Source organism: Mangrovihabitans endophyticus (assembly GCF_014646155.1).
In the GTDB taxonomy this organism is placed as follows: Bacteria; Actinomycetota; Actinomycetes; order Mycobacteriales; family Micromonosporaceae; genus Actinoplanes; species Actinoplanes endophyticus.
This window is the reverse complement of record NZ_BMMX01000030.1, coordinates 1-24,583: the sequence shown is the minus strand read 5'-3', so window position 1 is coordinate 24,583 and position 24,583 is coordinate 1. Positions and strand designations below refer to the sequence as shown.

Below are 24,583 nucleotides of genomic sequence, written 5' to 3'. Positions count from 1 at the left end.
GGTGTGCCATGAACTGCAGACGATGCGGCAGCAAGCCGGCTCTCGGCTTGTGGATGCTGATCGCCGTGGCCGACGTGGCGCTGCTCGCCGCCGCCGCAGGCCCGTTGCTCGTCCTGCTGGTGGTCATCGGGGTGGCCGCGGTGACAGCCGGCGTGGTCGGTCTCCGCGTCATGTCCAAGCGCGCCACCGGCCCGGCGGACGTGGTGGTGCGCCGCCGCGCCTGACCTCATCGGCTACGCTGCCGGGCTGTGTCGATCGACAACGTGAGTGACATCTGGGACCAATTGTTCGGTGCCCAACCCGACCCGCCGGGCGTCCTGGTGCTGGTCACTGCGGCCATCGCGCTCGTGGCGGTGGCGTTCCGCCCGGTGTGGCGGATCGCCCGCAACGCGATCACCATCGCGCACGAGGGCGGACACGCCGTGATCGCCCTGCTCACCGGGCGCAAACTGCGGGGCATCCGGTTGGAGTTCGACACCTCCGGACTGACCCTGTCCGCGGGGCGGCCCACCGGCCCGGGCATGATCCTGACGCTGCTGGCCGGTTACGTCGCCCCATCGCTGATCGGGGTGCTGGGCGCGTGGCTGCTCGGCGGCAACCGCATCACGCTGCTGCTGTGGCTGGCCGTGGCGCTGCTCCTGCTGATGCTCATCAACATCCGGAACGCCTTCGGCGCCGTCTCGGTGATCGTGACGGGAGCCATCGTCTTCGGCGTGTCGTGGTTCGCGGATCCGCCGGTGCAGGCCGCTTTCGCGTACGTCGGTGTGTGGTTCTTGCTGATCGGCGGGGTGCGGCCGGTGGGGGAGCTGCAGAACCAACGCAGCCGGGGTCGCATGCCGGAGTCGGACGCGGATCAACTCGCCCGCATCACGCACGTGCCCGCACTCTTCTGGGTGTTCGTGTTCTTCGTGACGAACCTGGCCGCGCTCGCCGCCGGGGTGTTCCTGTTGGCGGGGCAATTCCTCAATGGCTCAACGCCCTGGACCTGATGAAGGCGGCGGGCTCGGCGGCGGTGTCGCGGCGTCGCTGTCGTTGACCGTCCCGGCGATCAGCAGCGTCAGGATGAGCAGGGCGCCGACGCCCCACTTGAGGACCGACCATAACGACGCGTAGTAGCTTGACCGCGCGGCGGGAACCGCGACCTTCGCCACTTTGAGCGTCCCTCGTGCCTTCTGGAAGATCCCCCAGAAGTATCCGACGGCGAAGACCGTGAATCCGACGACGACGGCGGTGACCAGCGTGATCGTGCTCGATTGCATCCGCTCAGAGTGCCGCCGGTCGATGCGGACCGGAATGGGCCGAACGGCGGGTCAGAGTGGAATGTTGCCGTGCTTCTTCGGCGGCAGGGTCTCCCGCTTCGTCCGCAGCGTGCGCAGCGCGCGAGTCACCTGGGCGCGGGTGTGTGACGGAGCGATGACCGCGTCCACATAGCCGCGCTCCGCCGCGATGTACGGGTTGGCCAGGGTGTCTTCGTATTCGCTGATCTTTTCTTCGCGCACCGTGGCCGGGTCGGAGGCGGCGGCCAGTTCGCCGCGGTAGAGGATGTTCACTGCGCCCTGCGCACCCATCACCGCGATCTGCGCGGTGGGCCAGGCGAAGTTCATGTCCGCGCCCAGGTGCTTGGACCCCATGACGTCGTACGCGCCGCCGTACGCCTTTCGGGTGATGACGGTGACCTTCGCGACGGTGGCTTCGGCGTACGCGTAAATGAGCTTGGCCCCCCGCCGGATGATGCCGCCCCACTCCTGGTCGGTGCCGGGCAGGAAGCCGGGCACGTCCACGAAGGTCAGCACCGGGATGTTGAAGGCGTCGCAGGTGCGGACAAAGCGGGCCGCCTTTTCCGACGCGGCGATGTCCAGCGTGCCGGCGAAGTGCATCGGCTGGTTGGCGACGACGCCGACCGGGCGGCCTTCGACGCGGCCGAAGCCGACCACGATGTTCTGCGCGAACAGCGGCTGGACTTCCAGGAAGTCGTCCACCACCGTCTCGATCACGGTGTGCATGTCGTACGGCTGGTTCGCCGAATCCGGGATCAGCGTGTCCAGGGCCCGATCGGCTTCGCCCGGGGCGAGGTCGGCGGGAAGGTCGAACGTGGTCGGCTCGTCCAGGTTGTTGCCGGGCAGATAGGACAGCAAGGCGCGGACGTAGTCGATCGCGTCGGCCTCGTCGTCGGCGAGGTAGTGCGCGTTGCCACTGCGGGTGTTGTGCGTGCGCGCACCGCCGAGATCCTCCATGGCGACGTCCTCGCCGGTCACCGTGCGGATCACGTCCGGGCCGGTGATGAACATGTGCGACGTCTGGTCGACCATGACGGTGAAGTCGGTGATCGCCGGGGAGTAGACCGCGCCACCGGCGCACGGGCCCATGATCAGCGAGATCTGCGGGATCACGCCGCTGGCACGCACGTTGCGGAAGAAGATGTCGGCGTACAGGCCGAGCGCGACCACGCCCTCCTGGATGCGGGCTCCGCCGGAGTCGTTGATGCCGATGACCGGGCAGCCGATCTTCATCGCCAGGTCGAGCACCTTGACGATCTTTTCGCCGAAGACCTCGCCCAGCGAGCCACCGAAGACCGTGAAGTCCTGCGAGAAGACACAGACCTGCCGCCCGTCGACGGTCCCGTGCCCGGTGACCACGCCATCGCCGTACGGGCGGTTCTTGTCCAGCCCGAAGTTGGTCGAGCGGTGCCGTGCGAGCTCATCGAGCTCCACGAAAGAGCCCTCGTCGAGCAGCATCTCGATGCGTTCCCGCGCGGTTTTCTTACCGCGGGCGTGCTGCTTGTCCACCGCGCGGGCGGAGCCTGCGTGCGTGGCCTCTTCGGAGCGACGCTCGAGGTCGGCGAGCTTGCCGGCGGTGGTGTGCACGTCGAGCTGCTGGTCTGGGATCGTCACGGCGTTGATCGTATCCACGCCCACCGACCGCGTGTCGAGGACGAGACGCCACCGTTTCGTACTCAATGTCCCATTCGTTACAGAGCGCGTGACGAACTGGATGACCGCCGCGGGGATCGCATTGATCGCCGGAGGGCTCGCCACGCTTATCGGCTTCCGCCATGTGCTCTGGTCCCGCCGGGGCAAGCGACGCCGATCCGCGATCCTGCCCCGGCCGCCGCGGCGGCGGTCCGGCGGTGTGGCGCGGCGGCCGAAGCGGGCGCGCCCCACGCCACCGTCGAAGGGACTGCGGGACGAGGCTGCGCATCGGGCCCGGGTCGCGGAGGAGCGTGATGCATCGCCGGAACGCGAGACGCCGGACCGGTCCGCCGTCGACGAGGCGGCACCGGATGTGCGGGCCGCGGAGTCCGGCAATCCCGAACCGGCGCTGCCCGGTCCTGCGCCGTCCGACCCGGAGCCCGTCGGCCCGGAGTCGTCCGGCCCGGAGTTGCCCGGTCCGGAGCTGCCCGGTCCGGAGTCGTCCGGCCCGGCGCAGTCTGGCCCGGCGTTTCCGGACTGGCCGCCGCTTGATCTGAACTCGTCGCCACGGCGGCGGCACGCGGCCCCGGCGGATCCGGCAGCCGAGGAGGAGACCGAAGCGCCGCCGGTGAACCACCGGTACGTGCCACGCCGTCGCCAGTCGGACGTGCAGAACCGGTCCGCCGTGCGCGACCGGGAAGGTGACCGCGTCGAGGGGTGGGTCCGGCCGCAGTACCGGGACCAGAACGAGACCGCCGCGGGTGACTATTGGACGCCGGTGCCCGAGCACGCTTACGGCTGGCCCACGCCGGTCGAGCGGCTGCCGGACGTTCCGGTGCCGCCGTCCGGTTTCGGCGCGGACACCGCGGTGGTCGAGTCGGAGCCCACGGTGACCGTCCCGGTGTGGCCGTCGACCGGTGGACCCCGGCGCACCGAGCTTCCACGCAGTTGGGCGCGGGCGGCAAACGTGCCGTCGGAGCGTGCCGCCCACTCGGACACCCGGACCACCGTCCCGGGTGCTGCGGGAGGGACGCGGCGCAACGACAGGGCACCCTGGACCCCGCCGCGTCCGGCCGGGCAGCGCCGGCGTCCCCGGCCCCGGCCGTACCCGGAGAACCCGAGCACCGTCTACGTCAGCCGGCACGCCGCAGATCCCCCCTGACCCCGGGCGGTGCGTACGCTGTGCCGATGCCCGTATCGCCGTACCGCGACCTGGACCGCCCTCCGCTGTCGGCGCGCGCGCTGGAACGCGCCCTGATCGTGCCCGGCGGCCTGTGGCGGCGACTGGACCTGCGTGCCGAGACGGAGTCCACGAACGCCGACGCCACGGGTGCCGCGCGTGACGGCGAACCCGAGGGGCTGGTCGTGGTCGCCGAATGGCAGGACTCCGGCCGCGGGCGGCTCGGTCGGCGCTGGGTGTCGCCGCCGGGAGCCGGCCTCACCCTGAGTGTGCTGTTGCGTCCCGGCGATCAGGCGCCGCAACGGTCGTGGCCCGCCGTGCCGCGCACCCGGTGGGGCTGGCTGCCACTGCTGACCGGGGTGGCGGTGGGCGAGGCGGTGGATCGCGTCGCCGGCCTGCACGCCACCCTGAAATGGCCCAACGACGTGCTGGTGCGTCAGCCGCAGCCGGGCGGGGCGATGGGCCGGGGCGCCGAGGGCAAATGCGCCGGCGTTCTGGCCGAGGTGGCCGCCGATGCCGTAGTGGTCGGCGTCGGGCTGAACGTCACCACCCGCGCCGACGAGTTGCCGCCGACCGACGGGCTGCCGGCCACGTCGTTGCGGCTGGCCGGTTCGTCGAGCGCGGACCGCGACCCGCTGTTGCGCGCCCTTCTGCGCGGCCTGGCCGGGTGGTACGGCCGATGGCGCGCGGCGTCCGGCGACGCCGAGGAGTGCGGGCTGTTGGCGGCCTACCGCGGGGCCTGCGCGACGATCGACCGCATGGTGTCGGTACAGGTTCCCGGCGGGGGCGCGGTGACCGGGCGGGCGCGCACCGTCGACGCGGACGGTCAATTGGTGATTCGCCGTGAGGACGGCACCGAGGCGCGTGTCTCGGCCGGAGACGTGCTGCACGTACGCTGACGGCGATGGCTTTCCCCGACGATGCGCTGGAGGACGACGAGGAAGTCGTCTTCCACCTGCACCCGCACGTGAAGACCGTGGTGTGGCCGTTGCTGGTGCTGGCGATGGCGCTGGCCGCGGTGATCGTCGCCTGGGTGATGCTTCCGGCCGACGACGGCGGGCTGATCGGCGTCGGGGTGGTCGCGGCGCTGAGCCTCTACTTTGTGCTCACCCGGTCGGTGCGCCCGCTGCTGGTGTGGCGGTGCACCCACTATGTGATCACCGACGAGCGCATCCTGCTGCAGGACGGCGTGATCGCGCGGCTGCGCCGCGACCTGCCGTTGAACCGGATCAACGACCACCTGATGAGCCAGTCGCTCATCGACCGGTTGTTCGGCTGCGGCACGCTGACCATCGATTCGATCGGCGACCGGACCGCGGTGCTGCCCGCGGTCCCTCAGGTGCGGCTCGTGCAGCGGGCCCTCTACCACCTGATCGAGGCGGGTGGCGCGGCGGACGACGATGACGAGGACCGCGAGGAGGACCACGACCTGCCGATGGGCCGGGGCTGATCTGACTCGGACCCGGTGCGCCGCCGTCGACGGGCGGGGATCAGCGGCGTTCGGCTCGCTGCGCCGCGTCGAGTTCGCTGGCCAGTTCCGCGTCCAGGTCGGCGTCCTGCGCCTCGGTGCTCAGCTCGGCCAGCCCGGCCGCGGCGTCCAGGTCGGTGACCGCGTCCTCGTGACCGTCCACCGGTGGCTTGAGGAAGACGAATGTGCGGTAGGCCCAGAAGCGGAAGATGGTGGCCACGCCCGCGGCGGCCAGCGTGATGATCATGATGATCAGGCGGTGGTCTGTCTCGTTGAGCCCGCCGCCGTACTTGGCCACGGCCACCGAACCGGACTGGATCACCATGCCGATGAGGTTGAAGCCGAAGAACAGCGTGTATTCCCGGCGCAGCGCGCTGCGGGTGTGATGCCGATAGGTCCAGTATCGGTTCGCGATGTAAGCCAGCGTGGTCGTGACCACCGTGGCGATGACGGTTGCCTTGACGGCGCCGATGGGCATCGCGACGTACGTGATGGCGAGGTACAGCGCGGTGTTCGCCGCGCCGATCACGCTGAAGGCGATGGCCTCGGGAGCCAGCTTGCGCAGGCGATCCGTCAGCGTACGGGCAGAAGGCATTCGGCAACCTTACGGGGGCATGGGTGCGGGCCGCGTTGCGTCGGTGCGACGGTGACGTCAACGTCACACGCGAGCGGCGTCACGAGCGGGGTGCCGAGCTCGGCTGCCGCTCGGCGGGCGGGGTGTTCGACGGCGACTCCAGCGGCTCGGCGAGCTCCGGCATCGCCGCCTCGGCGACCTCCGCGTCCCGGAAGACGAAGCGCCGGTAGGACCAGAACCGGAAGAGGGTGCCGAAGGCGGAGCCGATCAACTGGCCGGAGATGTTGTCCGCCAGTTGGCTCTGCAGCACGGGCCAGAAGTGGCCGAGACCGTAGTGGCTGATCGCCAGGCATGCCAGCGCGATGCCCAAGCCGATCGCGTTGAGCAGGAAGAACATGGTGTACTGCCGGCCCATGTGGTGGTGCGCGCGGTGCCGCCAGGTCCAGAAACGGTTGCCCACGAAGGCGATGGTCGTGGCGATCACGGTGGATGTCGTCTTGGCCACCAGCGTCTCCGCGCCGAGTTTCAGCAGCGCGTTGAACACCAGGAAGTCGATGGCGAAGGCGAGACCACCCACGGTGCCGAACTTGCTCACCTCACGGATCAGCCCGCCGAGTTTCGCTCGCAGTCCGTGGGAGGGCGGAGTCGACGTAGGGGCGGGCACGTTCCGAGAGTACCGGCGACCGTCACGGGCTGCATTTTTCGTGAGCGAGTCTTAATACCTGCGCTCGTTGCCGTGACGCTGTCGATACAGGCGGTGATGAGTCGTGTTCGACTCGCAAAGGTCGGCCAGTCGTTTCCGACATTCCGCGCACCACGCGAGGTGTGCGTGCACGCGCGCGGCGTCCCGGGGCGCGAGCCGGTTGCGCACATGCGCGCCGAACCGGTCGCCGGTCCACTGGCACTCCGGGTGCTCCACGGTCGCGACGTGCTGCTGCAGGTAACCCCGGCGCAGACCCTCGCGGGCGCGGTGCGCCAGTGCCGCGACGGCGTTGGGCGTGAGACCCAGCCGGGGCGCCACCTCGGCCGGCCCGGCGCCCTCCACCTCGGTCATCCACAGCACGTCCTGCCAGCGTTCCGGAAGCTGCGCGAAGGCGCGGGCGGCGTACGTCCGTTCCAGCCGGTCCAGGGTGGGGTCGGGAAACGACTCGCCCTCGTCGTACGGGGAAAGGTCGTCGGTGAACTGGATGCGACGGTCGCGGCGCGCGCGGTGATAGCAGACGTGCCGGAGGGTCGTGTTCAAGTAGGCGCGGAAGGCGGTGAGCGGGCCGCGGCCCGCGCGCAGTGACGCGAAGACCTTGGCGAACGTCTCGGCCACCAGATCGTCGGCGTCGGACGGGTCACGGGTGAGGGAAAAGGCGAGGTGCCGGGCTGCCGGTCGGTGCCGCTCGTACAGCGTGCCGTAGGCGGCGGTGTCGCCAGCGCGGACGGCGGCGAGGAGGTCGGCATCCGCCGTTGTGCCCGGTTTGGTCATTCCTGCCTCCATCAGTAGGAAATGGGAGGAAAGCCCAATTTCAAGAAGCTTAGATGGTTAGTACCATTTGTGCGAACTTCGCGCGAAGGTGCGCCGCGGACCGAATAATCGATCGCTAACGCGCAGGTGTGCCGATGATTGTGCGGTTGTCCACAGGCTCTTCCTATGGAACTTATGTATCAGCGGCTTAGGCTCAGGTGATCCCCGGAGCACTGCTACCGCTCACGGTCAGTGCCGACCGAAGGAGATCATCGTGTCCGACACCCCCACCGCCCATCCCGAACTTCTCGCCTGGATCGACGACGTCGCCGCGCTCACCACCCCCGATCGCATCGTCTGGTGCGACGGCTCGACCGAGGAATGGACCCGGATCACCGACGAGCTGGTGGCCTCCGGGACGCTGGTCCGCCTCGATCCCGGCAGACGGCCCAACTCGTTCTGGGCGCGCACCGACCCGACGGACGTCGCCCGCGTCGAGGAACGCACCTTCATCTGCTCGACCGACCCGGACGACGCCGGACCGACGAACAACTGGATGGCGCCGGACGAGATGAAGGCGACCATGACCCGGCTCTACCGCGGGTGCATGCGCGGACGAACCATGTACGTCGTCCCGTTCTGCATGGGCCCGCTGGATGCGCCGAACCCGATGTTCGGTGTGGAGCTCACCGACAGCCCCTACGTGGTCGCCTCGATGCGCATCATGACGCGCATGGGCTCCGCGGTGCTCGATGCGATGGGCGCCGGCGCGACATTCGTGCCGGCCCTGCACTCGGTCGGCGCGCCGCTGGCCCCGGGCGAGGCGGACGTCGCCTGGCCGTGCAACGACACCAAGTACATCTCGCACTTCCCGCAGACCCGGGAGATCTGGTCGTACGGGTCCGGGTACGGCGGCAACTCGCTGCTCGGCAAGAAGTGCTACGCCCTGCGCATCGCCAGCGTCGCCGCCCGCGACGAGGGCTGGCTCGCCGAGCACATGCTGATCATGAAGTTGACCTCGCCCGAGGGGCAGGTGCGCTACATCGCCGGGGCGTTCCCGTCGGCATGCGGAAAGACCAACCTCGCCATGCTCGAACCGACCATCGCGGGCTGGACGGTGGAGACGATCGGCGACGACATCGCCTGGATGCGGTTCGGCGCGGACGGGCGGCTGTGGGCGACCAACCCGGAGTTCGGCCTGTTCGGCGTGGCGCCGGGCACCGATCGGCGTACCAACCCGAACGCCATGCGGACGCTGTCGCGGGGCAATTCGATCTTCACGAACGTCGCACTCACCGACGACGGCGACATCTGGTGGGAGGGCATGGGCGAGCCGCCCGCGCACCTCACCGACTGGCGCGGCCAGGACTGGACGCCCGGCGCGGCGACCCCGTCCAGCCACCCGAACAGCCGCTTCTGCACCCCCATCGGGCAATGCCCGGTGCTGGCCCCCGAATACGACGATCCGCGCGGCGTGCCGATCGACGCGATCCTGTTCGGCGGGCGCCGCGCCACCACCATCCCGCTGGTCACCGAGGCCCGTGACTGGGTGCACGGGGTGTATCTGGGCGCCACCCTCTCCTCGGAGACGACCGCGGCCGCCGCCGGGCGGGTCGGGGTGGTGCGCCGCGACCCGATGGCCATGCTGCCGTTCATCGGTTACCACGCCGGCGACTACTTCCAGCACTGGATCGACATGGCCAAGGGTGCCACCGGCGACGCGGAGAAACTGCCGAAGGTGTTCTATGTCAACTGGTTCCGGCGCGCCGACGACGGCCGTTTCCTGTGGCCAGGCTTCGGCGAGAACTCCCGCGTGCTCAAGTGGATCGCCGAGCGCCTGGACGGCCGCGGCGACGCCGTGGAGACCCCGATCGGCCGGGTGCCGACCGCGTCCGCTCTGGACCTGACCGGCCTGGACGTGGACAAGGCCGACGTGGAAGCCGTGCTGCGGGTGGACCGCGCCGAGTGGGAGGCGGAACTGCCCAAGGTGACCGAGTGGTTCGCGAAGTTCGGCGACAAGCTGCCGGCGGTGCTCTGGGCGGAACTGGACGCGCTACGCGCGCGCCTGCGCGACTCCTGAGCGACGGCGTTCACCGGGCTGCCCCGCAGCGCGCCGGGCGATGAACACCATCTCCTTGCCCGGCCGATCCGGCGCGTCACGCACCTCGGCCACCTCGAACCCGCAATCCGCCAGCGACGTGGTGACCTCCTCCCGGGTGCGGAAACGCAACGTCGACTCGGAGACTAACCGGGCACCGTCGGACGCGAAGAGAAAGACGTGCCGGAACGTCACGAAGGCCCCGTCGACGCGGGTCACCTCTCCCCAGTGGGCCAACTCGCCGATGCCGGGCACGGACGCCTGCTCGTACGTCGCCGCGCGGTTCCAGGACTCCCACGCCCGCGCCGCCGGGTCGCGCGTCTCGAACACCAGACGCCCGCCCGGCCGCAGCGCGGCGTGCGTGGCCCGCAAGGTGGCGGCCCAGTCCGCGTCGGTGCGGAACACCTGGGCCACGTTGCCGGTCATCGTGATCAGGTCGACGTGGAGCGTGGGCAGATCCGTCGCGTACCCGTGGATCCAGCGCACCCGGTCCGCGCCCGGTTTGCCCCGCGCGATCGCTAGCGACGCCGCCGCCGGATCCACGCCGATCACCGCGTGTCCATCCTCGGCGAGCATGCAGGCGAACGTCCCGGTGCCGCAGCCCACGTCCAGCACGCTGTGCGCGGCGAACTCGCCGGCCATCGCCGCGTACACGTCCAGGTCCGGGCGGCCCGCCTCCAGCGGGTCGTACAACTGAGCCAGGCGCGGATGCGCGAACTGGGCATCGACCATGCTGTCAATCTATGCAGCGCGGCAATCGATTATCCGGAGCGCGCGGAGCAGGGTGGGGCGATGGCAGCACACGGCATGGTGTTCGACGTGGCGGTGATCGGCGCCGGCCCGGCGGGATCCGCGGCGGCGCTGGCCGCCCGGCGCGGCGGCGCCCGCGTCCTGCTCCTCGACCGCGCGCGGTTTCCCCGCGACAAGCCGTGCGGCGACGGCATCGCCGCCGACGCCATCGAGGTGCTCGACCGGCTCGGCGTGCGTGACGCCGTGGACGGCTACCCGCCGGTCGGCCGACTGCGGCTGGTCGCCCCCGGCGGCGAAGCGGTGAGCCGTGCGCTGCCGCGGCCCGCACACACCGTCCCGCGGCGGGTCTTCGACGCCCGGCTGGTGGATGCGGCGGTGCGGGCCGGCGCCGAACTGCACCGGCACACGGTGCGCCGCCTGCACGACGACGGGGACCGGGTGTGCATCGACGACGCGTACGCGGCGCGGGTCGTCATCGGGGCGGACGGTGCCGGGTCGGTCGTGCGCCGCTGCACCGGAGCCGCGGCCAACCCGCCCGGACATGTGGCCATCGCGCTGCGCGGATACGCACCCGCCCGGCACACCGACGAGCAGGTGATCGTGACGACCCGGGCGCAGTGGCCCGCGTACGCGTGGTCGTTCCCGATTGGTGACGGCACCGCGAACGTCGGGTACGGCGAGGTGCTGCGCGGGGCCCCGCTGTCCCGCGCGTACCTGCTCGACCGGCTCGGCGCGTTGCTGCCCGGTGTGCAGCCCGACGGGCTGCGCGGGCATCATCTGCCGCTGTCCACCCGCCGGCCGCCACCCGGACGCGGACGCCTGCTGCTCGCCGGCGACGCGCTTTCCTTGATCAACCCGTTCACCGGCGAGGGCATCTTCTACGCGGTGCTCTCCGGCGCGCTCGCCGGCGCGGCGGCCGGCCGGGGTGCACGTCGCGTCGCGCCGCGGTACGCGCGTGCCCTGCGCGCCCGGCTCGGGCGGCATCTGCGTCACTCGGCGCTCGCCGCGCGGCTCACCCGGCACCCGGCCGTGGTGGACGCCGCGGTCCGCGCCGCCGCCCGGGATCAGGCCGTTTTTGACCGGATGGTGGATCTGGGGCTCGGTGACGGGGTTTTCGGCCCTCGCATGATCGGACGCATCGCGGCGGCGTTCGCCGCTCCCAGCCGATCGGGGTCTTTCCCCGAACCCAACCGATCGGGCTCTTGAGCGCTGGACGCGCGCCGATAGGCTGAGCGCGATGGGTCTGCGATCCTTGGTCTACGCCTTTTATGAACGGCGCCTCGCCCGCAAGCTGGCGGGCAAGCCGGTGCCGCAACACGTCGGCGTCATGTGCGACGGCAACCGTCGCTGGGCGCGGGAGATGGGCTACGTCGACCCCAACGACGGGCACCGGGTGGGTGCCGCCCGGGTCAAGGAGTTGCTCGCCTGGTGCGACCAGGCCGGGCTCAGCCACGTCACGCTCTATCTGCTGGCGACCGAAAACCTGCGCCGCCCGGCGGCCGAGCTGGACCCCCTGGTGAAGATCATCGAGGATCTGGCCACCGAACTCGCCGAGGACGGCAACCCGTGGCGGCTGCGCATGGTGGGCGTGCTGGACGTGCTGCCGGCCGAGACCGCGGCGGCGCTCAAGGCTGCGCAGGAGCGGACCCGGGGCCGCACCGACGGGGTCGAGGTCAACATGGCCGTGGGCTACGGGGGCCGACGTGAGATCGCCGACGCGGTGCGGTCCCTGCTGCACCACCACGCGGCGGCCGGCCGGACCATCGAGGAGCTCGCGGAGATCCTGGACGTGGACCACATCGCGGAGCACCTCTACACCCGCGGGCAGCCCGATCCGGACCTGGTCATCCGGACCAGCGGCGAGCAACGGCTGTCCGGTTTCCTGCTGTGGCAGTCGGCGCACTCGGAGTTCTATTTCCACGACGCCAACTGGCCCGACTTCCGGCGCATCGACTTCTTGCGGGCGCTCCGGTCGTACGCGAACAGGCAACGGCGCTTCGGCGCCTAGGCTGTGGTCAGAACCGGCAGGGCTGTGGTCAGAACCGGCGCAAGCCGTCGGTCAGGAAGTCCGCGACGGCGGCCGGTGACTCCAAGGTGAGATCCGCCGCCACGGACACGTCCGCGCCGGTCTCCGGGTTCGCCACCGCGACGCACATGCCGAAGAATTCCGGGTCCACCGCCTCGCGGGCGCGCAACGCGTCGAACGCCTTGATGTCGCTCATGTCGTCGCCGAAGTACCAGGCGCAGCCGGAGTCCTTGACCCCCTCGCTGATCACCATGCCCTTGTCCTGGTCCACCGGGGGTTTCAGCTCGACCACCATGCGTCCGCCCTGAATCTTCAGCCCGTGACGCTCGGCCTGCTCGTGGCCCCACGCGCCCGCCTCGTCGGCCAGTTGCGGTGCGGTGCGGTAGTGCAGGGCCACCGACAGGCGCTTGAACTCCACCAGGATCTCCGAGGGCAGCTCGGCGCGGGCCCGCTCGGCGAGGTCGGCCATGGCGGGCACCCAGGGCTCGGCCGTCGGCTCGGTCACCACCCGGCCTTCGTGCCACACCTCCAGGCCGTACAGCCCGTAGAGGTCGACGTGCGCGAGCGACTCGAAGCGCGTGCGCAGAAAACTGACCGGGCGCGCCGACACGATCGCCACGCGGTCCACTTTGGCGGCCAGGTCCTCCAGCACGCCGAGCGCGGCGGCCACCGGCTGGGAGGCATCCGGGTCGTCGGTGACCGGCGAGAGAACCCCGTCGAAGTCGAAAAAGAACCGGCTCCGGGCGGCCTGCTCGGCGGTGTAACGCCAGGCCGAGTCGGCGGTCGGCGGATGAATCGGACGCGCGCTTTCTGCCACGGATCTCAGACTACCTGCCGAACCGCGCCGCGCACGGCAGCGAATTTCACCCGTACGGAGGTCGCCCGTTGGACGTCTGCCGGCCACCCCGGTGACACGTGGTGGAGGCGTGGCGGCGCGTGATCCAAGGCCGTTGACCAGCAGGTGGACCATCGCGGTTGTGAGGTTCGGACTTCCGCGAGGGGCTGATCACCGCTAGCGTTTAAACCATGGCAAGGGGTCATCCCGAGCCAGCCGGCCGCCCGGACCAGCGACACTAAGCGCCACGGGGCCCGCATCCCGACCCCGTGTAAGAGAATGGGCGCCGGAGGAGGCGGACCGCGGGCGGACCGGGTTGCACGCCCGCTGGAGCAGGCCTGTGACAACTCGCCCTACCGACGCCGGTGCCACACTCGGCCCGGCCGCCCATGTCTCCAGCAGCCTCGCCGCGACTGGAAGCGGGCAGTCCCAGGACCGCAATGTCGACGCATCGCCGGCCCCCGCCGGCCGGGTCTTCGTGCTCGACACCTCGGTTCTGCTCTCCGACCCGGCGGCCTTTCGCAGGTTCGCCGACCACGAGGTGGTCATTCCCCTCGTGGTGATCTCCGAACTGGAGGGGAAGCGTCACCACCCGGAACTGGGTTGGTTCGCCCGGCAGTCGCTGCGGCTGCTCGACGAGTTGCGCATCAAGCATGGCCGGCTGGACCAGCCGGTGTTGTGCAACGACGAGGGTGGCACGTTGCGCGTCGAGCTCAATCACGCGGATCAGAGCGTGCTGCCGCACGGCTTCCGCAACGACGCGAACGACACCCGGATCCTCTCCGTCGCGCTGGGGCTGGCCGCGGAGGGGCGGGCGGTCACCCTGGTCAGCAAGGACATGCCGCTGCGGGTGAAGGCGGCCTCGGTGGGCCTGGACGCCGACGAGTACCGGCACGGGCAGGCCAGCGACGGCACGTGGACCGGCATGGCGGATCTCAAGCTCTCCGAGGATGAGGTGAATTCCCTGTACGCGGGGGAGACGCTGGAGGTCGAGGAGACCGAGAACATGCCCTGCCACACCGGACTGGTGATCCATTCCTCGCGCGGCTCCGCGCTGGGGCGGGTGACCCCGGACAACACGGTGCGGCTGGTGCGCGGCGACCGGGACGTGTTCGGGCTGCGCGGGCGCTCGGCCGAGCAGCGCGTGGCGCTGGATCTGCTGCTGGACGAGTCGGTGGGGATCGTCTCGCTGGGTGGCCGGGCCGGCACCGGCAAGTCGGCCCTCGCGCTGTGCGCGGGGCTGGAGGCCACCATGGAACGCAACCGGCACAAGAAGGTCGTGGTGTTCCGCCCGCTGTACGCCGTGGGCGGCCAGGAACTCGGCTATCTGCCCGGCACCGAGACGGAGAAGATGTCGCCCTGGGCGCAGGCGGTCTTCGACACCCTCGGGGCGGTGGTGCACGCCAACGTGATGGAGGAGGTGCTCGCGCGCGGGATGCTGGAGGTTCTTCCGCTGACCCACATCCGCGGGCGCAGCCTCCACGACGCGTTCGTGATCGTGGACGAGGCACAGTCGCTGGAACGCAACGTGCTGTTGACCGTGCTGTCCAGAATCGGTCAGGGCTCCCGGGTGGTGCTCACCCATGACGTGGCCCAGCGGGACAACCTGCGCGTCGGCCGGCACGACGGCGTCACCGCGGTGATCGAGGCCCTGAAGGGACACCCGATCTTCGCCCACGTGACGCTCACCCGGTCCGAGCGCTCGCCCATCGCGGAGGTCGTGACGGACCTCTTGGAGGACGCCCCTTCGTGACGTTTGGTGGATGCATCACTCCGTAGAGTGATGCATCCACCGTCGCTCGAACGTGGGTCATCCGGGGCTGTTTGCCCTGTTTTATGGGCTCTCTATGTGTGAGCCATGTCACTTCAGCGCGCCGACATTTCACATCGCCCTCACAGTGAGCCATCGTGTCTGGCGAGCGCCAGCGGGTGGCCCACCCGGTCGGAGATCGACTTCGTGGTCCCCGCCCCGATCGACGGCGATCGAGGTGGCGGCCCGCAGGGTCGCGGTGCTCGCGGTGCGGCCGAGAAGCCGGACGCTGTCCGGTCGACGGGCGCGCCGCGTCATTGCCCCCGACGAAGGGATACTTCGTGAATCGGCTCTGGAGCCGGGTCGGAATTCGTGTGCTCTCCGTGGGACTGCTCGTGCTGGGCGTCATCGGCGGGGTTTACATCGGTCAGGACCGAGGAGTCCAGCAGCAGAGCGTCGAAGCGCAACTCGTCGCACAGGCAGACGCTGCCGAAATCCAGCTGCTGAAGGAGCGCCACGCCGAGCACGCCGCCGACCGCGCGTACCGCCAGGAGGCGGAGAACGACGCCGGCGCGAAGGCCGCGGCCGAGGCCAAGGTTGCCGCGAGCAAGGCGCGCGACCTGGAGAAGAAGGCGATCGCCAAGAAGAAGAAGGAAGAGGAAGAGAAGAAGGCCAAGGAAGCGGCTGAGGCCGCGGAGAAGGCGTCTTCCTCCTCGTCCTCAAGTTCGGGCGGCGGCAGCGAGAAGGCGTTCACCGGTCCGATTCCGTCGTCCTGCAACGAGTACGGCGGCAACAAGGCGACCGGCTGTGCCCTGCTGCTCGACGCCGGGTTCAGCATCGATCAGATGCCGTGCCTGGACAAGCTGTGGACCAAGGAAAGCCACTGGAACACCAAGGCGTCCAACGCCAGCTCCGGTGCGTACGGCATCCCGCAGGCCCTGCCGGGCAGCAAGATGGCCTCGGTGGCGTCCGACTGGCGGACCAGCGCCGCCACCCAGATCAAGTGGGGTCTGGGCTACATCGAGGGCCGCTACAACACGCCGTGCGGCGCTTGGTCGCACTCGCAGAACACCGGCTGGTACTGACCGCTACCGGACACCGGCTTCGACAGGGGTACGCGCATTCGGCGCGTACCCCTCGTTGTTCGGCAGCCTGATGGTGGAATGTCCGTATGGTCAGGAAAGTCGCCTCACTGCTGTTGGTCGGTCTCCTGGCGGGTCCGGTCGGCGTCTGCGCGCAGGCCGGACCCGCCGCGGCCACCCGTGCCGGGATGAGTACCGGCGCCGAGGTGAGCGCCGGCACCGACGACCGGCCGACGGCCCGGGTGGTCGGCGGCGCGCCCGCCCCGGCCCACCGCTTCCCCTGGATGGTGCGGCTCTCCATGGGCTGCGGCGGGACGCTCACCGCGCCACGCGTGGTGCTGACCGCCGGGCACTGCGTCGCCGGAACCGGCCCCGACACCGGCATCACCGTGATCGCCGGCACCACCGACCTCGGATCGTCCCGGCGGATCGTTGCGCGGTCCGTCGCCGTGGTGCGGGCGCCCGGATTCCGTGACCCGCTGCACGGCGACGACTGGGCGCTGATCAAGCTCGACCGCAAACTGCCGCTGCCCCCTCTGGTGCTCACCCGCGGCACGTCCGGTGACCACGGCAAATTCCTGATCATGGGCTGGGGTCAGACCGGCGAGGATCAGCCGTACCAGCAGACCCGCCTGCGATACGCCACCGTGACATCGGTGGGCGACGCGACATGCGCCAAGGCGTACCGGAAAGTCGGGGTGAAGCTGGTCACCAAGGAGTCCCTGTGTGCCGGGCGGGCCGGGGTGGACACCTGTCAGGGAGACTCCGGCGGCCCGCTGGTGCGCCGCGACGCCAAGGGACGGTATTGGCAGGCCGGGATCGTCAGTTGGGGGCTCGGGTGCGCCCGTCCCGGCTACCCCGGCGTCTACACGCAGATCTCCGCGTTCCGTACGGCCATCCGCAAGGCGACCCGCAAACTCGGCTGAGCACCGGTTGGCGGCTGTCGCACCAACCTGGAACTATCGAGTGATGGCATACGGGCTGGAGTCGGAGCGCGACCTGGCGCAGATCAGGTTCGGCACCCAGGAGTTCTACGCCTCCCTGGGCCGCGCCTTCGTCACGATGTGCGCCGTCATCCCGGTGCTGTTCTTCATCGAAGTGCTCGACGTCGGCCTGGGCGGCGGATACCTGGACGTCGCCGGCGGCATCATCCCGCGCCGCCTGGACGGGCTGGACGGGGTGCTGTTCAGCCCGTTCCTGCATGCCGGCTGGGATCACCTCTACGGCAACGCGGTCCCGTTGATCCTCGTCGGCACCTTCGCCCTGGCCGGCGGCGTCAAGCGTTTCCTCTGGTCGACCGGACTGATCATGCTGATCAGTGGCCTGGGCGTGTGGTTCATCGGCGACCCCAACAGCGTGGTGGTCGGCGCCAGCGGCGTCATCTTCGGATATCTCGGCCTGCTGTTCGCCCGCGGGTTCGTGGAGCGAAGCTGGTGGAACCTCGGCGTGGCGGCCTTCATCGGCCTGCTGTACTGGTACCAGCTCTACAACGTGCTGCCCACCGACCAGCCGATCTCCTGGCAGGGTCACCTGCTCGGGCTGATCGCGGGCGCGTTGGCGGCGGTGCTGTTCCGGCGCCGCCGGCCCAAGCCGGAGCACTCGATCTTCGACACCCCGCCGCCCACGCTGCACGACCTGTGATCACTGATCCTGCTGCCGCCCGTCCCAGGACCAGCGCGGGACCGCCAGACCCGTCGGCACGGCGTCGGCGTCGTGCGGATAGCGGGTCATCCACTCGGTGGTGACCCAGGCGAAGTAGTCGTGCAGCACGCCTCGCAGCGGTTCGGCGTCGGCCAGCCCGACATCCGCCAACGCCAGGTCGAAGCAGGCGATCGCCCGTCGATCCATGTCCTCGTGCACGCCCTCACCGCTGTGCATCCGCAGCACCCGTGACTCGTCCCCGAGACCTCGGGAGTAGTCGGCGGGGCCGCCGAGCGCCTCACCCCAATAGGCGGCGAGGCGCTCCGTGTGCTGCGGATGGAAGCCGTGGTGGAACGCGTGGGCGACCACCTCGTCGGCCATCACCCGCTCGTGCCAGGCATGCGCCAGCCGGCGCATGCCCTCGCGGCCCCCGGCCGACTCGTAGACGCTGGTCATGTTGTCATCATGGCACCTGTCCGAGGGGTTACCGCAGGTCACACCAGGCCGGGGTCGGTGCTTTGCTGGGTGACGGTGGGCAGTCGGCCGTCGAAGTCGACCGCGGAATACATCGCCAGCTTCTCCAGCCGGTGATAGGAGTCGATGACCCGGATGGTGCCGCTCTTGGACCGCATCACGATCGACTGGGTGTGCGCGCCGCCCGCCCGGTACCGCACGCCGCGCAGCAGGTCACCGGAGGTCACACCGGTGGCCACGAAGAAGCAGTTGTCGCCGGTCACCAGGTCGTCGGTGGTCAGCACCCGGCTCAGGTCGTGACCGGCGCCGACCGCCTTCTCCCGCTCGGCGTCGTCCAGCGGCCAGAGTTTCGCCTGGATCATGCCGCCCATGCACTTCAGCGCGCAGGCCGCGGTGATGCCCTCCGGTGTGCCGCCGACGCCCATCAGCACGTCGACGTCCGACTCCAACCGGGCGGCCGAGATGGCGCCCGCGATGTCGCCGTCGGAGATGAACCTGATGTTCGCGCCGGCCTGGCGCACCTCGTCGACGAGCTGCTGATGGCGCGGCCGGTCCAGGATGCACACCGTCACGTCGGAGATGCTCGACTTCTTCGCCTTGGCGATGCGGCGCAGGTTCTCGGCGACGCCCGCGTCGATGTCGACCACGTCCGCGCAGTCCGGACCGACGGCGATCTTCTCCATGTAGAACACCGCGCTGGGGTCGAACATGGCGTGCCGCTCCGCCACCGCCAGCACGGCGACCGCACCCGGCATGCCCTTGCTCATCAGGGTGGTGCCGTCGATCGGATCCACCGCGACATCCACCTCGGGACCGGTGCCGTCGCCCACGCGCTCCCCGTTGAACAGCATCGGGGCTTCGTCCTTCTCGCCCTCGCCGATGACCACGACGCCGCTCATCTGGATGGAGTTGATCAGTTTGCGCATGGCGTCGACGGCCGCGCCATCCCCGCCGTTCTTGTCGCCCCGGCCCACCCAGCGGCCGGCGGCCATCGCCGCCGCCTCGGTGACGCGGACGAGATCGAGGGCGATGTTGCGGTCGAGGTCCTGCGGGACACGGGCACCAGGCATGACGAGCCTCCTCGCGACTGTGCGGGTGTGGTCCCCGATCCTCACACGCCCGGACGCGCCACGTCCCGTCCGCGCGACATGGTTAACAATGGGTGCGTGGAAACCGCGGCGACACCGCGGCGGCGCGAGGGGCGTACGCCGCGCGACATGATCCTCTCGCTGGCCGTCCTGCTGGTCCCGATCGCTCTGATGGTGTTGTTCTATCGGGGCGTGCTGGCCGGAGACAGCCCGGTCTCGGTGGATGCCGCGCCCGCGTTGGACTCCGCCCGTGCCGCGCACGCCTTCGAGGTGGCGGCGCCGTCCGGGCTGGGCGACGACTGGCACGTCACGGCGGCCACGTTCCGGCACGCCTCGGACGGGGCGACGCTGCGGCTGGGCTACGTCGACCCGGGCGGCGACGCGGTGCAACTGGTGGAGAGCAGCATCCCGGCGGAGGTGCTGCTGCCGGCCGAACTGGGCGAGCAGGCCAAGCCCCGGGGCACGGTGCGCACCGACACGCAGGCATGGCGGCTCTACGACGCCCGGCAGGGCGAACAGGCGCTGGTGCTGACCGACGGCGGCCGGAGCATCGTGATCATCGGTACGGCCGAGGCGGGGCAGCTCCGTACGCTGGCCGCTGCCCTGCCCTGACGAGCGGCCTCAGCGGCTGATCAACCGTCATCGCGGGCGGCCCGCGCGGCGTCGATGCGCTCCCGAGCCCCGTCCAGCCATCGCTGGCAGACGTCGGCCAGCTTCTCGCCGCGTTCCCACAGGGCCAGCGACTCCTCCAGCGAGCTGCCGCCCTGTTCCAGCCGTTCGACCACGCCCGCCAGCTCGGTGCGGGCCTGTTCGTAACTCAGCTTCTCGTCGCTCATTCCCGCACTTCCACTCGCAGCTCACCGTCCGCCAGCCGGACCCGGAGCTTCTCCTCGGCGCGTACGTCGTCGCGGGCGCGCACCACGTGCCCGTCGTCCCGCTGAACGATCGCGTATCCGCGTTCCAGCGTCTTGCGCGGCGACAAGGCGCGCAGGCGCGCCAGCGTGTGCCGCAGCTCGTCGTCGGCCCGGCCGAGCCGATGGTCCAGGCATCGACCCGCCCGCTCGCGCAGGGCGGCCACGTCCTGAGCCCGCTGCTCGATCAGCAACTCGGGGCGTGCCAGCGACGGGCGTGACCGCCACGCCTCGATCCGATGGGACTCGCGGTCGATCAGGTTCGTCACCGCGCGGCCCAGCCGTCCCCGGGCCTGCTCGATCAAGCGTCGCTCCTCGGCCAGGTCCGGCACCAGGCGCTTGGCCGCGTCGGTGGGCGTGGACGCCCGTACGTCGGCGACATGATCCAGCAGCGGAGCATCGGTCTCGTGACCGATCGCGCTGACCACCGGCGTCCGGCAGGCGAACACCGCCCGGCACAACGCCTCATCCGAGAACGGCAGCAGATCCTCCACGCTGCCGCCGCCCCGGGCGATCACGATGACGTCGATCGACTCGTCGTTGTCCAGCACCTTGAGACCGTCGATGATCTGCGGCACGGCGGTCGGACCCTGCACCGGTACGTTGATCACCCGAAAATCGACCGACGGCCACCGGCGACGGGTGTTCATCAGCACATCCCGTTCGGCGGCGCTGGCCCGGCCGGTCAGCAGGCCGATGCGGTGCGGCAGGAACGGCGGGCGGCGCTTGCGTTCCCGGGCGAACAGCCCCTCCGCACCGAGCAACTGCTTGAGTTTCTCCAGGCGAGCCAGCAACTCGCCCAGGCCGACCTGGCGGATCTCGTCCGCACGCAGGCTCAACGTGCCTCGCGCGGGATAGAACTCCGGCTTGGCGTGCAACGTGACCCGGGCACCCTCGGCCAGGCCGGGCGCACCGGAGTCGAGCACGTCCCGGTGCGCGGTGACGGTGAGGCTGAGATCGGCGGAGGGGTCACGCAGCGTCAAGAACACCACGCTGGCCCCGGGGCGCCGGCTGATCTGCGCGACCTGGCCGTCCACCCAGACCCACCCCAGCTTGGCGATCCACGCGCCAAGCTTCTGGCTGACGACGCGGACCGGCCACGGTTCGTCGGCGCTGGACTTGGGCTCCGGCTGAGTCACCGGCCCAGCCTAGAGGGAGCGTTGCGTGAGCGTGGGAGGTGTCCGCCGTGGCACGTACCATGGCCGGGTGACTGAGATCCGCAAGCGAGTGCTGCTGGCCAAGCCGCGGGGTTACTGCGCCGGCGTCGATCGTGCCGTGCAGACCGTGGAAGAGGCGCTGAAGCTGTACGGCGCGCCGATCTATGTGCGTAAGCAGATCGTGCACAACAAACACGTGGTGAGCACCCTGGAGAAGCGTGGCGCGATCTTCGTCGAGGAGAACGAGGAGGTGCCCGAGGGCGCCACCGTGGTGTTCTCCGCGCACGGCGTCGCCCCCGATGTGCATGAGCAGGCCAAGGCGCGCAACCTCAAGTCGATCGACGCGACGTGCCCGCTGGTCACGAAGGTGCACCAGGAGGCGAAAAGGTTCGCCGCCGACGACTACGACATTCTGCTCATCGGGCACGACGGGCACGAGGAGGTCGTCGGCACCTCCGGTGAGGCTCCCGCGCACATCCAACTGGTCGACGGCCCGGACGGCGTGGACGACGTGACCGTGCGCGACCCGGCCAAGGTGGTGTGGCTGTCTCAGACCACGCTGTCGGTGGACGAGACGATGGAGACCGTCGCCCGGCTGAAGACCCGCCTGCCGCTGCTGCAGTCCCCGCCGAGCGACGACATCTGCTATGCCACGCAGAACCGGCAGCAGGTGGTCAAGGAGATCGCGCCGGACTGCGACGTGGTGATCGTCGTCGGCTCGAAGAACTCCTCCAACTCGGTGCGCCTGGTGGAGGTGGCACTGGAGGCCGGCGCCGGTGCCGGGCATCTGGTCGACTTCGCCACCGAGATCGACGACGCGTGGCTGCACGAGGCCACCACGGTCGGGGTGAGCTCCGGCGCCAGCGTGCCCGACGAGCTGGTCATGCAGGTGCTCGCGCACCTGGCCGAACGGGGCTTCGGCGAGGTCACCGAGTACACCACCACGGAGGAACGGCTCAGCTTCTCGCTGCCCAAGGAGCTGCGGCGAGACATGAAGGCGCGCGACATGCAGGCGACCGCCGCCCGCGACTGAGCGGTCCCACCGGGCGCGGTGCTGTTTCACCGCCGCGCCCGGTCACCAGCGTGGCCCGGGCCCGTCCGCGAGCTCGGGTGCCTGGGGTTGCCGCGGCGTCACCTCGACCTGCGCCGGCGACTCCAGCGATGGCTCCGCGACCCCCATTTCGGCCAGCTTGCGGGCGCTCACCAGCACCCGCGACTCCAGCGAGCCGACCGCCTTGTTGTACGCGGTGACCGCCGCGCCGAGCGAGGAGCCGAGCTTGCCCACGTGGTCGCCGAGGGTGGACAACCGGCCGTACAACTCCCGGGCCAGGCCGTGCACGGCCACCGCGTTGCGGGCCAGTTCCTCCTGCCGCCACGAGTACGCCACGGTGCGCAACAACGCGATGAGCGTGGCGGGCGTGGCAAGCACCACGTTGCGCCGGAACGCGTGCTCCAGCAGCGACGGGTCCCGCTGCAGGGCCGCGTCGAGGAACGGGTCAGCCGGCACGAACAGCACCACGAAATCCGGGGCGAGATCGAACGCCGTCCAGTACGCCTTGCCGGACAACGCGTCCACGTGCCCGCGCAGATGCCGGGCGTGCTGGTCCAGCCGGTCGTTGCGGGCTCGCTCGTCGCGGGATTCCATCGCCCCCAGGTACGCCTCCAGCGGCGCCTTGGCGTCCACCACGACCGTGCGGCCACCGTGCAGGCGTACCACCATGTCCGGACGTACGGCCTGATCGTCGGTGTGCGCCGTGACCTGCTCGGCGAAGTCGCAGTGCTCCAGCAGCCCGGCCGCCTCCACGATCCGCCGCAACTGATGCTCCCCCCAGCGCCCGCGCACCTGCGGCGCCCGCAACGCGGCCACCAACTGTTTCGTCTCGGTCCGTAGCTCACCCGAGACCAGTCCCATCGCGCGCACCTGCTCGCGCAGTTCGGCGTACGCGTCGACGCGGTCGTGTTCCAGCTCCGCCACCCGTTGCTCGTAGCGCCGCAGCGCCTCGTGCAGCGGGGCGACGGCACGTGCCACCGCCTCCTGAGACTGGGCGGTCGCCTCGTAGGACAGGGCGCGCAACGACTGCTCCAGCCGGCCCTCGCCGGCGCGGCTCGCCTGCACGGTCGCCTCCAGCCGGGCGATGTCCGTCGCGGCGCGCAACCGTGCCACCAGCCAGCCCAGCACCGCCCCCACGGCCAGACAGACGATCACCACGGCCAGCGTCGAAAACGTCACGTACGGGACTTTGCCAGACCGGTATGACTTTCCTCGTCCGGGTACCGTTATGGAATGAGTCTGTTCTTCCTGCTCATCGTCTTCCTGGTGATCATCGGCTTGGTAGCGCTGTGGCAGCGCGGCTCGGCTGGTCAGCAGGTGAGCCTCGACGATGCGCGCGCCGAAGCGCAGCGGTGGTACGAGCGGCTGGGCGGCCAGGTGATGAACCTGCAGAGCGACGAACCGGCCGCTCGGCAGGCGCTGGCCGACGCCGGGGAGCGCTACAACGCCGCCGGCGGGCAGTTGCAGCAGGCCAACTCGGTTCGCCAGTACGAGCTGGCGCGCGAGTCGGCCCTGGAGGGTTTGACGTACGTGCGTGCCGCGCGCATGGCGATGGGCATCGACCCCGGTCCGGACCTCCCGCCCCTGGCGGTCGCCCGTGGCGCCGGCAAGCTGACCCAGGCCCGTGAGGTGGACGTCCAGGGTCACCATTACAAGGCCGGCCCGCGACCGGGAGCGGACACGCCGTACTACTACCCGGGAGGCCGGGTGCAGGGCCGCCCGGTGCCGGCGGGCTGGTACTCGCAGCCGGTCTGGAAGACCGCACTCGGCGCCGGAGCGGGCGCGCTCGGCGGCATGCTGATCTTCGACGCATTGTTCTCGCCGGGCTTCGGCGGCATGGACTACGGCGACGGTTACCAGGACGGCTTCCAGGACGCCGCGGGCGGCTTCGACGACGGCGGTTTCGACGGTGGCGGTGGTTTCGACGGCGGTGGCGGTTTCGACGGCGGTGGCGGTTTCGACGGCGGTGGCGGTTTCGACGGTGGCGGCGGTTTCGACGGTGGCGGCTTCGACTTCTGACCAAGCCCCGGGCGCGCCCACCCGTCCCACTCGTCCGCCCGGCCCACTCGTCCGCCGGTCCCGCCCCGCCCCGCGCCCCGCGCGCCCCCCAAACCATCTGCTGCAGTTCCAGCGGCA

Annotated in this window: 27 protein-coding genes; 15 read left to right on the top strand and 12 right to left on the bottom strand. The window is 70.4% G+C overall.

All coding sequences use genetic code 11. The annotated features are described in order from the left end of the window. Positions 1-8: 8 nt before the first annotated feature. Both IEY73_RS24445 and IEY73_RS24440 read left to right on the top strand, forming a co-directional pair. Entirely contained in the window at positions 9-224 is a 216-nt protein-coding gene (locus tag IEY73_RS24445) for a hypothetical protein (RefSeq protein ID WP_189081650.1), read from the top strand. 24 nt (positions 225-248) lie between these two features. Next, on the top strand, positions 249-989 hold the full coding sequence (locus IEY73_RS24440) for a M50 family metallopeptidase (RefSeq protein ID WP_189081649.1): 741 nt from the start codon (positions 249-251) through the stop codon (positions 987-989). Here the strand turns inward: IEY73_RS24440 and IEY73_RS24435 are convergent. Together IEY73_RS24435 and IEY73_RS24430 are read right to left on the bottom strand one after the other, a co-directional pair. Then, positions 972-1,259, bottom strand: coding sequence for a hypothetical protein (locus IEY73_RS24435; RefSeq protein WP_189081648.1), 288 nt, complete (start codon positions 1,257-1,259; stop codon positions 972-974). The two genes, IEY73_RS24440 and IEY73_RS24435, sit on opposite strands and share 18 nt — an antisense overlap. 51 nt (positions 1,260-1,310) lie before the next feature. After that, positions 1,311-2,885 carry an acyl-CoA carboxylase subunit beta gene (locus IEY73_RS24430; RefSeq protein WP_189081681.1) on the bottom strand — a complete coding sequence of 525 codons (1,575 nt, stop codon included), beginning with the start codon at positions 2,883-2,885 and terminating at the stop codon, positions 1,311-1,313. Between the two features lie 94 nt (positions 2,886-2,979). On the opposite strand from IEY73_RS24430, the gene IEY73_RS24425 reads away from it, so the two are divergent. Genes IEY73_RS24425 through IEY73_RS24415 form a run of 3 tightly spaced genes read left to right on the top strand, consistent with a single transcriptional unit; the run spans position 2,980 to position 5,539 of the window. Then, positions 2,980-4,071: a hypothetical protein gene (locus tag IEY73_RS24425; protein WP_189081647.1), complete on the top strand. Its 1,092-nt coding sequence runs from the start codon at positions 2,980-2,982 to the stop codon at positions 4,069-4,071. Between the two features lie 26 nt (positions 4,072-4,097). Further along, positions 4,098-4,988: a biotin--[acetyl-CoA-carboxylase] ligase gene (locus IEY73_RS24420; protein WP_189081646.1), complete on the top strand. Its 891-nt coding sequence runs from the start codon at positions 4,098-4,100 to the stop codon at positions 4,986-4,988. Between the two features lie 5 nt (positions 4,989-4,993). Further along, positions 4,994-5,539, top strand: coding sequence for a PH domain-containing protein (locus IEY73_RS24415; RefSeq protein ID WP_189081645.1), 546 nt, complete (start codon positions 4,994-4,996; stop codon positions 5,537-5,539). Positions 5,540-5,579: 40 nt separating this feature from the next. On the opposite strand, the gene IEY73_RS24410 is transcribed toward IEY73_RS24415, so the two are convergent. The 3 genes from IEY73_RS24410 to IEY73_RS24400 all read right to left on the bottom strand — a co-directional run bounded on the left by IEY73_RS24410 (position 5,580) and on the right by IEY73_RS24400 (position 7,605). Then, positions 5,580-6,152, bottom strand: coding sequence for a GtrA family protein (locus IEY73_RS24410; RefSeq protein WP_189081644.1), 573 nt, complete (start codon positions 6,150-6,152; stop codon positions 5,580-5,582). 79 nt (positions 6,153-6,231) lie between these two features. Beyond that, positions 6,232-6,795 carry a GtrA family protein gene (locus IEY73_RS24405; RefSeq protein ID WP_229716115.1) on the bottom strand — a complete coding sequence of 188 codons (564 nt, stop codon included), beginning with the start codon at positions 6,793-6,795 and terminating at the stop codon, positions 6,232-6,234. A 51-nt stretch (positions 6,796-6,846) separates the two neighbouring features. Next, entirely contained in the window at positions 6,847-7,605 is a 759-nt protein-coding gene (locus IEY73_RS24400; RefSeq protein ID WP_189081643.1) for a sigma-70 family RNA polymerase sigma factor, read from the bottom strand. A gap of 247 nt (positions 7,606-7,852) precedes the next feature. Between IEY73_RS24400 and IEY73_RS24395 the strand changes: the two genes are divergently transcribed. Next, a complete protein-coding gene (locus IEY73_RS24395) occupies positions 7,853-9,664 on the top strand; it encodes a phosphoenolpyruvate carboxykinase (GTP) (RefSeq protein ID WP_373292867.1) in 1,812 nt (603 codons plus the stop codon). On the opposite strand, the gene IEY73_RS24390 is transcribed toward IEY73_RS24395, so the two are convergent. Further along, positions 9,638-10,414 (bottom strand): class I SAM-dependent methyltransferase, encoded by a 777-nt coding sequence (locus IEY73_RS24390; RefSeq protein WP_189081641.1) that lies wholly within the window; start codon positions 10,412-10,414, stop codon positions 9,638-9,640. The two genes, IEY73_RS24395 and IEY73_RS24390, sit on opposite strands and share 27 nt — an antisense overlap. A 60-nt stretch (positions 10,415-10,474) precedes the next feature. On the opposite strand from IEY73_RS24390, the gene IEY73_RS24385 reads away from it, so the two are divergent. Both IEY73_RS24385 and IEY73_RS24380 read left to right on the top strand, forming a co-directional pair. Next, positions 10,475-11,638, top strand: coding sequence for an NAD(P)/FAD-dependent oxidoreductase (locus IEY73_RS24385; protein ID WP_229716114.1), 1,164 nt, complete (start codon positions 10,475-10,477; stop codon positions 11,636-11,638). A 31-nt stretch (positions 11,639-11,669) separates the two neighbouring features. Beyond that, positions 11,670-12,440: an isoprenyl transferase gene (locus IEY73_RS24380; protein WP_189081640.1), complete on the top strand. Its 771-nt coding sequence runs from the start codon at positions 11,670-11,672 to the stop codon at positions 12,438-12,440. Between the two features lie 28 nt (positions 12,441-12,468). On the opposite strand, the gene otsB is transcribed toward IEY73_RS24380, so the two are convergent. Continuing rightward, a complete protein-coding gene (gene otsB / locus IEY73_RS24375; protein WP_189081639.1) occupies positions 12,469-13,275 on the bottom strand; it encodes a trehalose-phosphatase in 807 nt (268 codons plus the stop codon). Positions 13,276-13,633: 358 nt separating this feature from the next. Between otsB and phoH2 the strand changes: the two genes are divergently transcribed. From phoH2 to IEY73_RS24355, 4 genes are all read left to right on the top strand, one after another. Then, positions 13,634-15,046, top strand: coding sequence for an RNA 5'-3' helicase PhoH2 (phoH2, locus tag IEY73_RS24370; RefSeq protein WP_189081638.1), 1,413 nt, complete (start codon positions 13,634-13,636; stop codon positions 15,044-15,046). A 338-nt stretch (positions 15,047-15,384) separates the two neighbouring features. Next, the gene (locus IEY73_RS24365) at positions 15,385-16,128 is read left to right on the top strand and encodes an aggregation-promoting factor C-terminal-like domain-containing protein (RefSeq protein ID WP_189081637.1); all 744 of its coding nucleotides are present in this window, start codon (positions 15,385-15,387) and stop codon (positions 16,126-16,128) included. 86 nt (positions 16,129-16,214) lie between these two features. Then, entirely contained in the window at positions 16,215-17,051 is an 837-nt protein-coding gene (locus tag IEY73_RS24360) for a S1 family serine peptidase (protein WP_189081636.1), read from the top strand. A gap of 43 nt (positions 17,052-17,094) precedes the next feature. Continuing rightward, a complete protein-coding gene (locus IEY73_RS24355) occupies positions 17,095-17,766 on the top strand; it encodes a rhomboid family intramembrane serine protease (protein WP_189081635.1) in 672 nt (223 codons plus the stop codon). On the opposite strand, the gene IEY73_RS24350 is transcribed toward IEY73_RS24355, so the two are convergent. Together IEY73_RS24350 and glpX are read right to left on the bottom strand one after the other, a co-directional pair. After that, positions 17,767-18,222, bottom strand: a complete 456-nt coding sequence (locus tag IEY73_RS24350) for a group II truncated hemoglobin (RefSeq protein ID WP_189081634.1) — start codon at positions 18,220-18,222, stop codon at positions 17,767-17,769. Positions 18,223-18,260: 38 nt separating this feature from the next. Further along, complete coding sequence (glpX, locus tag IEY73_RS24345; protein ID WP_189081633.1) at positions 18,261-19,310, bottom strand: class II fructose-bisphosphatase; 1,050 nt, start codon at positions 19,308-19,310, stop codon at positions 18,261-18,263. Between the two features lie 96 nt (positions 19,311-19,406). On the opposite strand from glpX, the gene IEY73_RS24340 reads away from it, so the two are divergent. Continuing rightward, positions 19,407-19,940, top strand: coding sequence for a DUF4245 domain-containing protein (locus tag IEY73_RS24340; protein ID WP_229716113.1), 534 nt, complete (start codon positions 19,407-19,409; stop codon positions 19,938-19,940). A gap of 20 nt (positions 19,941-19,960) precedes the next feature. Here IEY73_RS24340 and IEY73_RS24335 read toward each other — a convergent pair whose 3' ends face one another. Further along, positions 19,961-20,164 carry an exodeoxyribonuclease VII small subunit gene (locus tag IEY73_RS24335; protein ID WP_189081632.1) on the bottom strand — a complete coding sequence of 68 codons (204 nt, stop codon included), beginning with the start codon at positions 20,162-20,164 and terminating at the stop codon, positions 19,961-19,963. After that, the gene (gene xseA / locus IEY73_RS24330; protein ID WP_189081631.1) at positions 20,161-21,378 is read right to left on the bottom strand and encodes an exodeoxyribonuclease VII large subunit; all 1,218 of its coding nucleotides are present in this window, start codon (positions 21,376-21,378) and stop codon (positions 20,161-20,163) included. The genes IEY73_RS24335 and xseA overlap by 4 nt, the downstream gene beginning before the upstream one ends. Before the next feature lie 67 nt (positions 21,379-21,445). Between xseA and IEY73_RS24325 the strand changes: the two genes are divergently transcribed. Then, on the top strand, positions 21,446-22,429 hold the full coding sequence (locus IEY73_RS24325; RefSeq protein ID WP_189081630.1) for a 4-hydroxy-3-methylbut-2-enyl diphosphate reductase: 984 nt from the start codon (positions 21,446-21,448) through the stop codon (positions 22,427-22,429). Between the two features lie 42 nt (positions 22,430-22,471). Here the strand turns inward: IEY73_RS24325 and IEY73_RS24320 are convergent, their stop codons facing one another. Then, complete coding sequence (locus IEY73_RS24320; RefSeq protein ID WP_189081629.1) at positions 22,472-23,626, bottom strand: DNA recombination protein RmuC; 1,155 nt, start codon at positions 23,624-23,626, stop codon at positions 22,472-22,474. 54 nt (positions 23,627-23,680) lie between these two features. On the opposite strand from IEY73_RS24320, the gene IEY73_RS24315 reads away from it, so the two are divergent. Further along, on the top strand, positions 23,681-24,466 hold the full coding sequence (locus IEY73_RS24315) for a hypothetical protein (protein ID WP_189081628.1): 786 nt from the start codon (positions 23,681-23,683) through the stop codon (positions 24,464-24,466). Positions 24,467-24,583: the final 117 nt, after the last annotated feature.

Bases quoted from the DNA above. Each gene is read 5' to 3' on its own strand.
- IEY73_RS24445 (WP_189081650.1), top strand. From the start codon at position 9: ATGAACTGCAGACGATGCGGCAGCAAGCCGGCTCTCGGCTTGTGGATG.
- IEY73_RS24435 (WP_189081648.1), bottom strand. From the start codon at position 1,259: ATGCAATCGAGCACGATCACGCTGGTCACCGCCGTCGTCGTCGGATTC.
- IEY73_RS24420 (WP_189081646.1), top strand. From the start codon at position 4,098: ATGCCCGTATCGCCGTACCGCGACCTGGACCGCCCTCCGCTGTCGGCG.
- IEY73_RS24415 (WP_189081645.1), top strand. From the start codon at position 4,994: ATGGCTTTCCCCGACGATGCGCTGGAGGACGACGAGGAAGTCGTCTTC.
- IEY73_RS24410 (WP_189081644.1), bottom strand. From the start codon at position 6,152: ATGCCTTCTGCCCGTACGCTGACGGATCGCCTGCGCAAGCTGGCTCCC.
- IEY73_RS24400 (WP_189081643.1), bottom strand. From the start codon at position 7,605: ATGACCAAACCGGGCACAACGGCGGATGCCGACCTCCTCGCCGCCGTC.
- IEY73_RS24390 (WP_189081641.1), bottom strand. From the start codon at position 10,414: ATGGTCGATGCCCAGTTCGCGCATCCGCGCCTGGCTCAGTTGTACGAC.
- IEY73_RS24385 (WP_229716114.1), top strand. From the start codon at position 10,475: ATGGCAGCACACGGCATGGTGTTCGACGTGGCGGTGATCGGCGCCGGC.
- IEY73_RS24380 (WP_189081640.1), top strand. From the start codon at position 11,670: ATGGGTCTGCGATCCTTGGTCTACGCCTTTTATGAACGGCGCCTCGCC.
- IEY73_RS24360 (WP_189081636.1), top strand. From the start codon at position 16,215: ATGGTCAGGAAAGTCGCCTCACTGCTGTTGGTCGGTCTCCTGGCGGGT.
- IEY73_RS24355 (WP_189081635.1), top strand. From the start codon at position 17,095: ATGGCATACGGGCTGGAGTCGGAGCGCGACCTGGCGCAGATCAGGTTC.
- IEY73_RS24350 (WP_189081634.1), bottom strand. From the start codon at position 18,222: ATGACCAGCGTCTACGAGTCGGCCGGGGGCCGCGAGGGCATGCGCCGG.
- glpX (WP_189081633.1), bottom strand. From the start codon at position 19,310: ATGCCTGGTGCCCGTGTCCCGCAGGACCTCGACCGCAACATCGCCCTC.
- IEY73_RS24335 (WP_189081632.1), bottom strand. From the start codon at position 20,164: ATGAGCGACGAGAAGCTGAGTTACGAACAGGCCCGCACCGAGCTGGCG.
- IEY73_RS24315 (WP_189081628.1), top strand. From the start codon at position 23,681: ATGAGTCTGTTCTTCCTGCTCATCGTCTTCCTGGTGATCATCGGCTTG.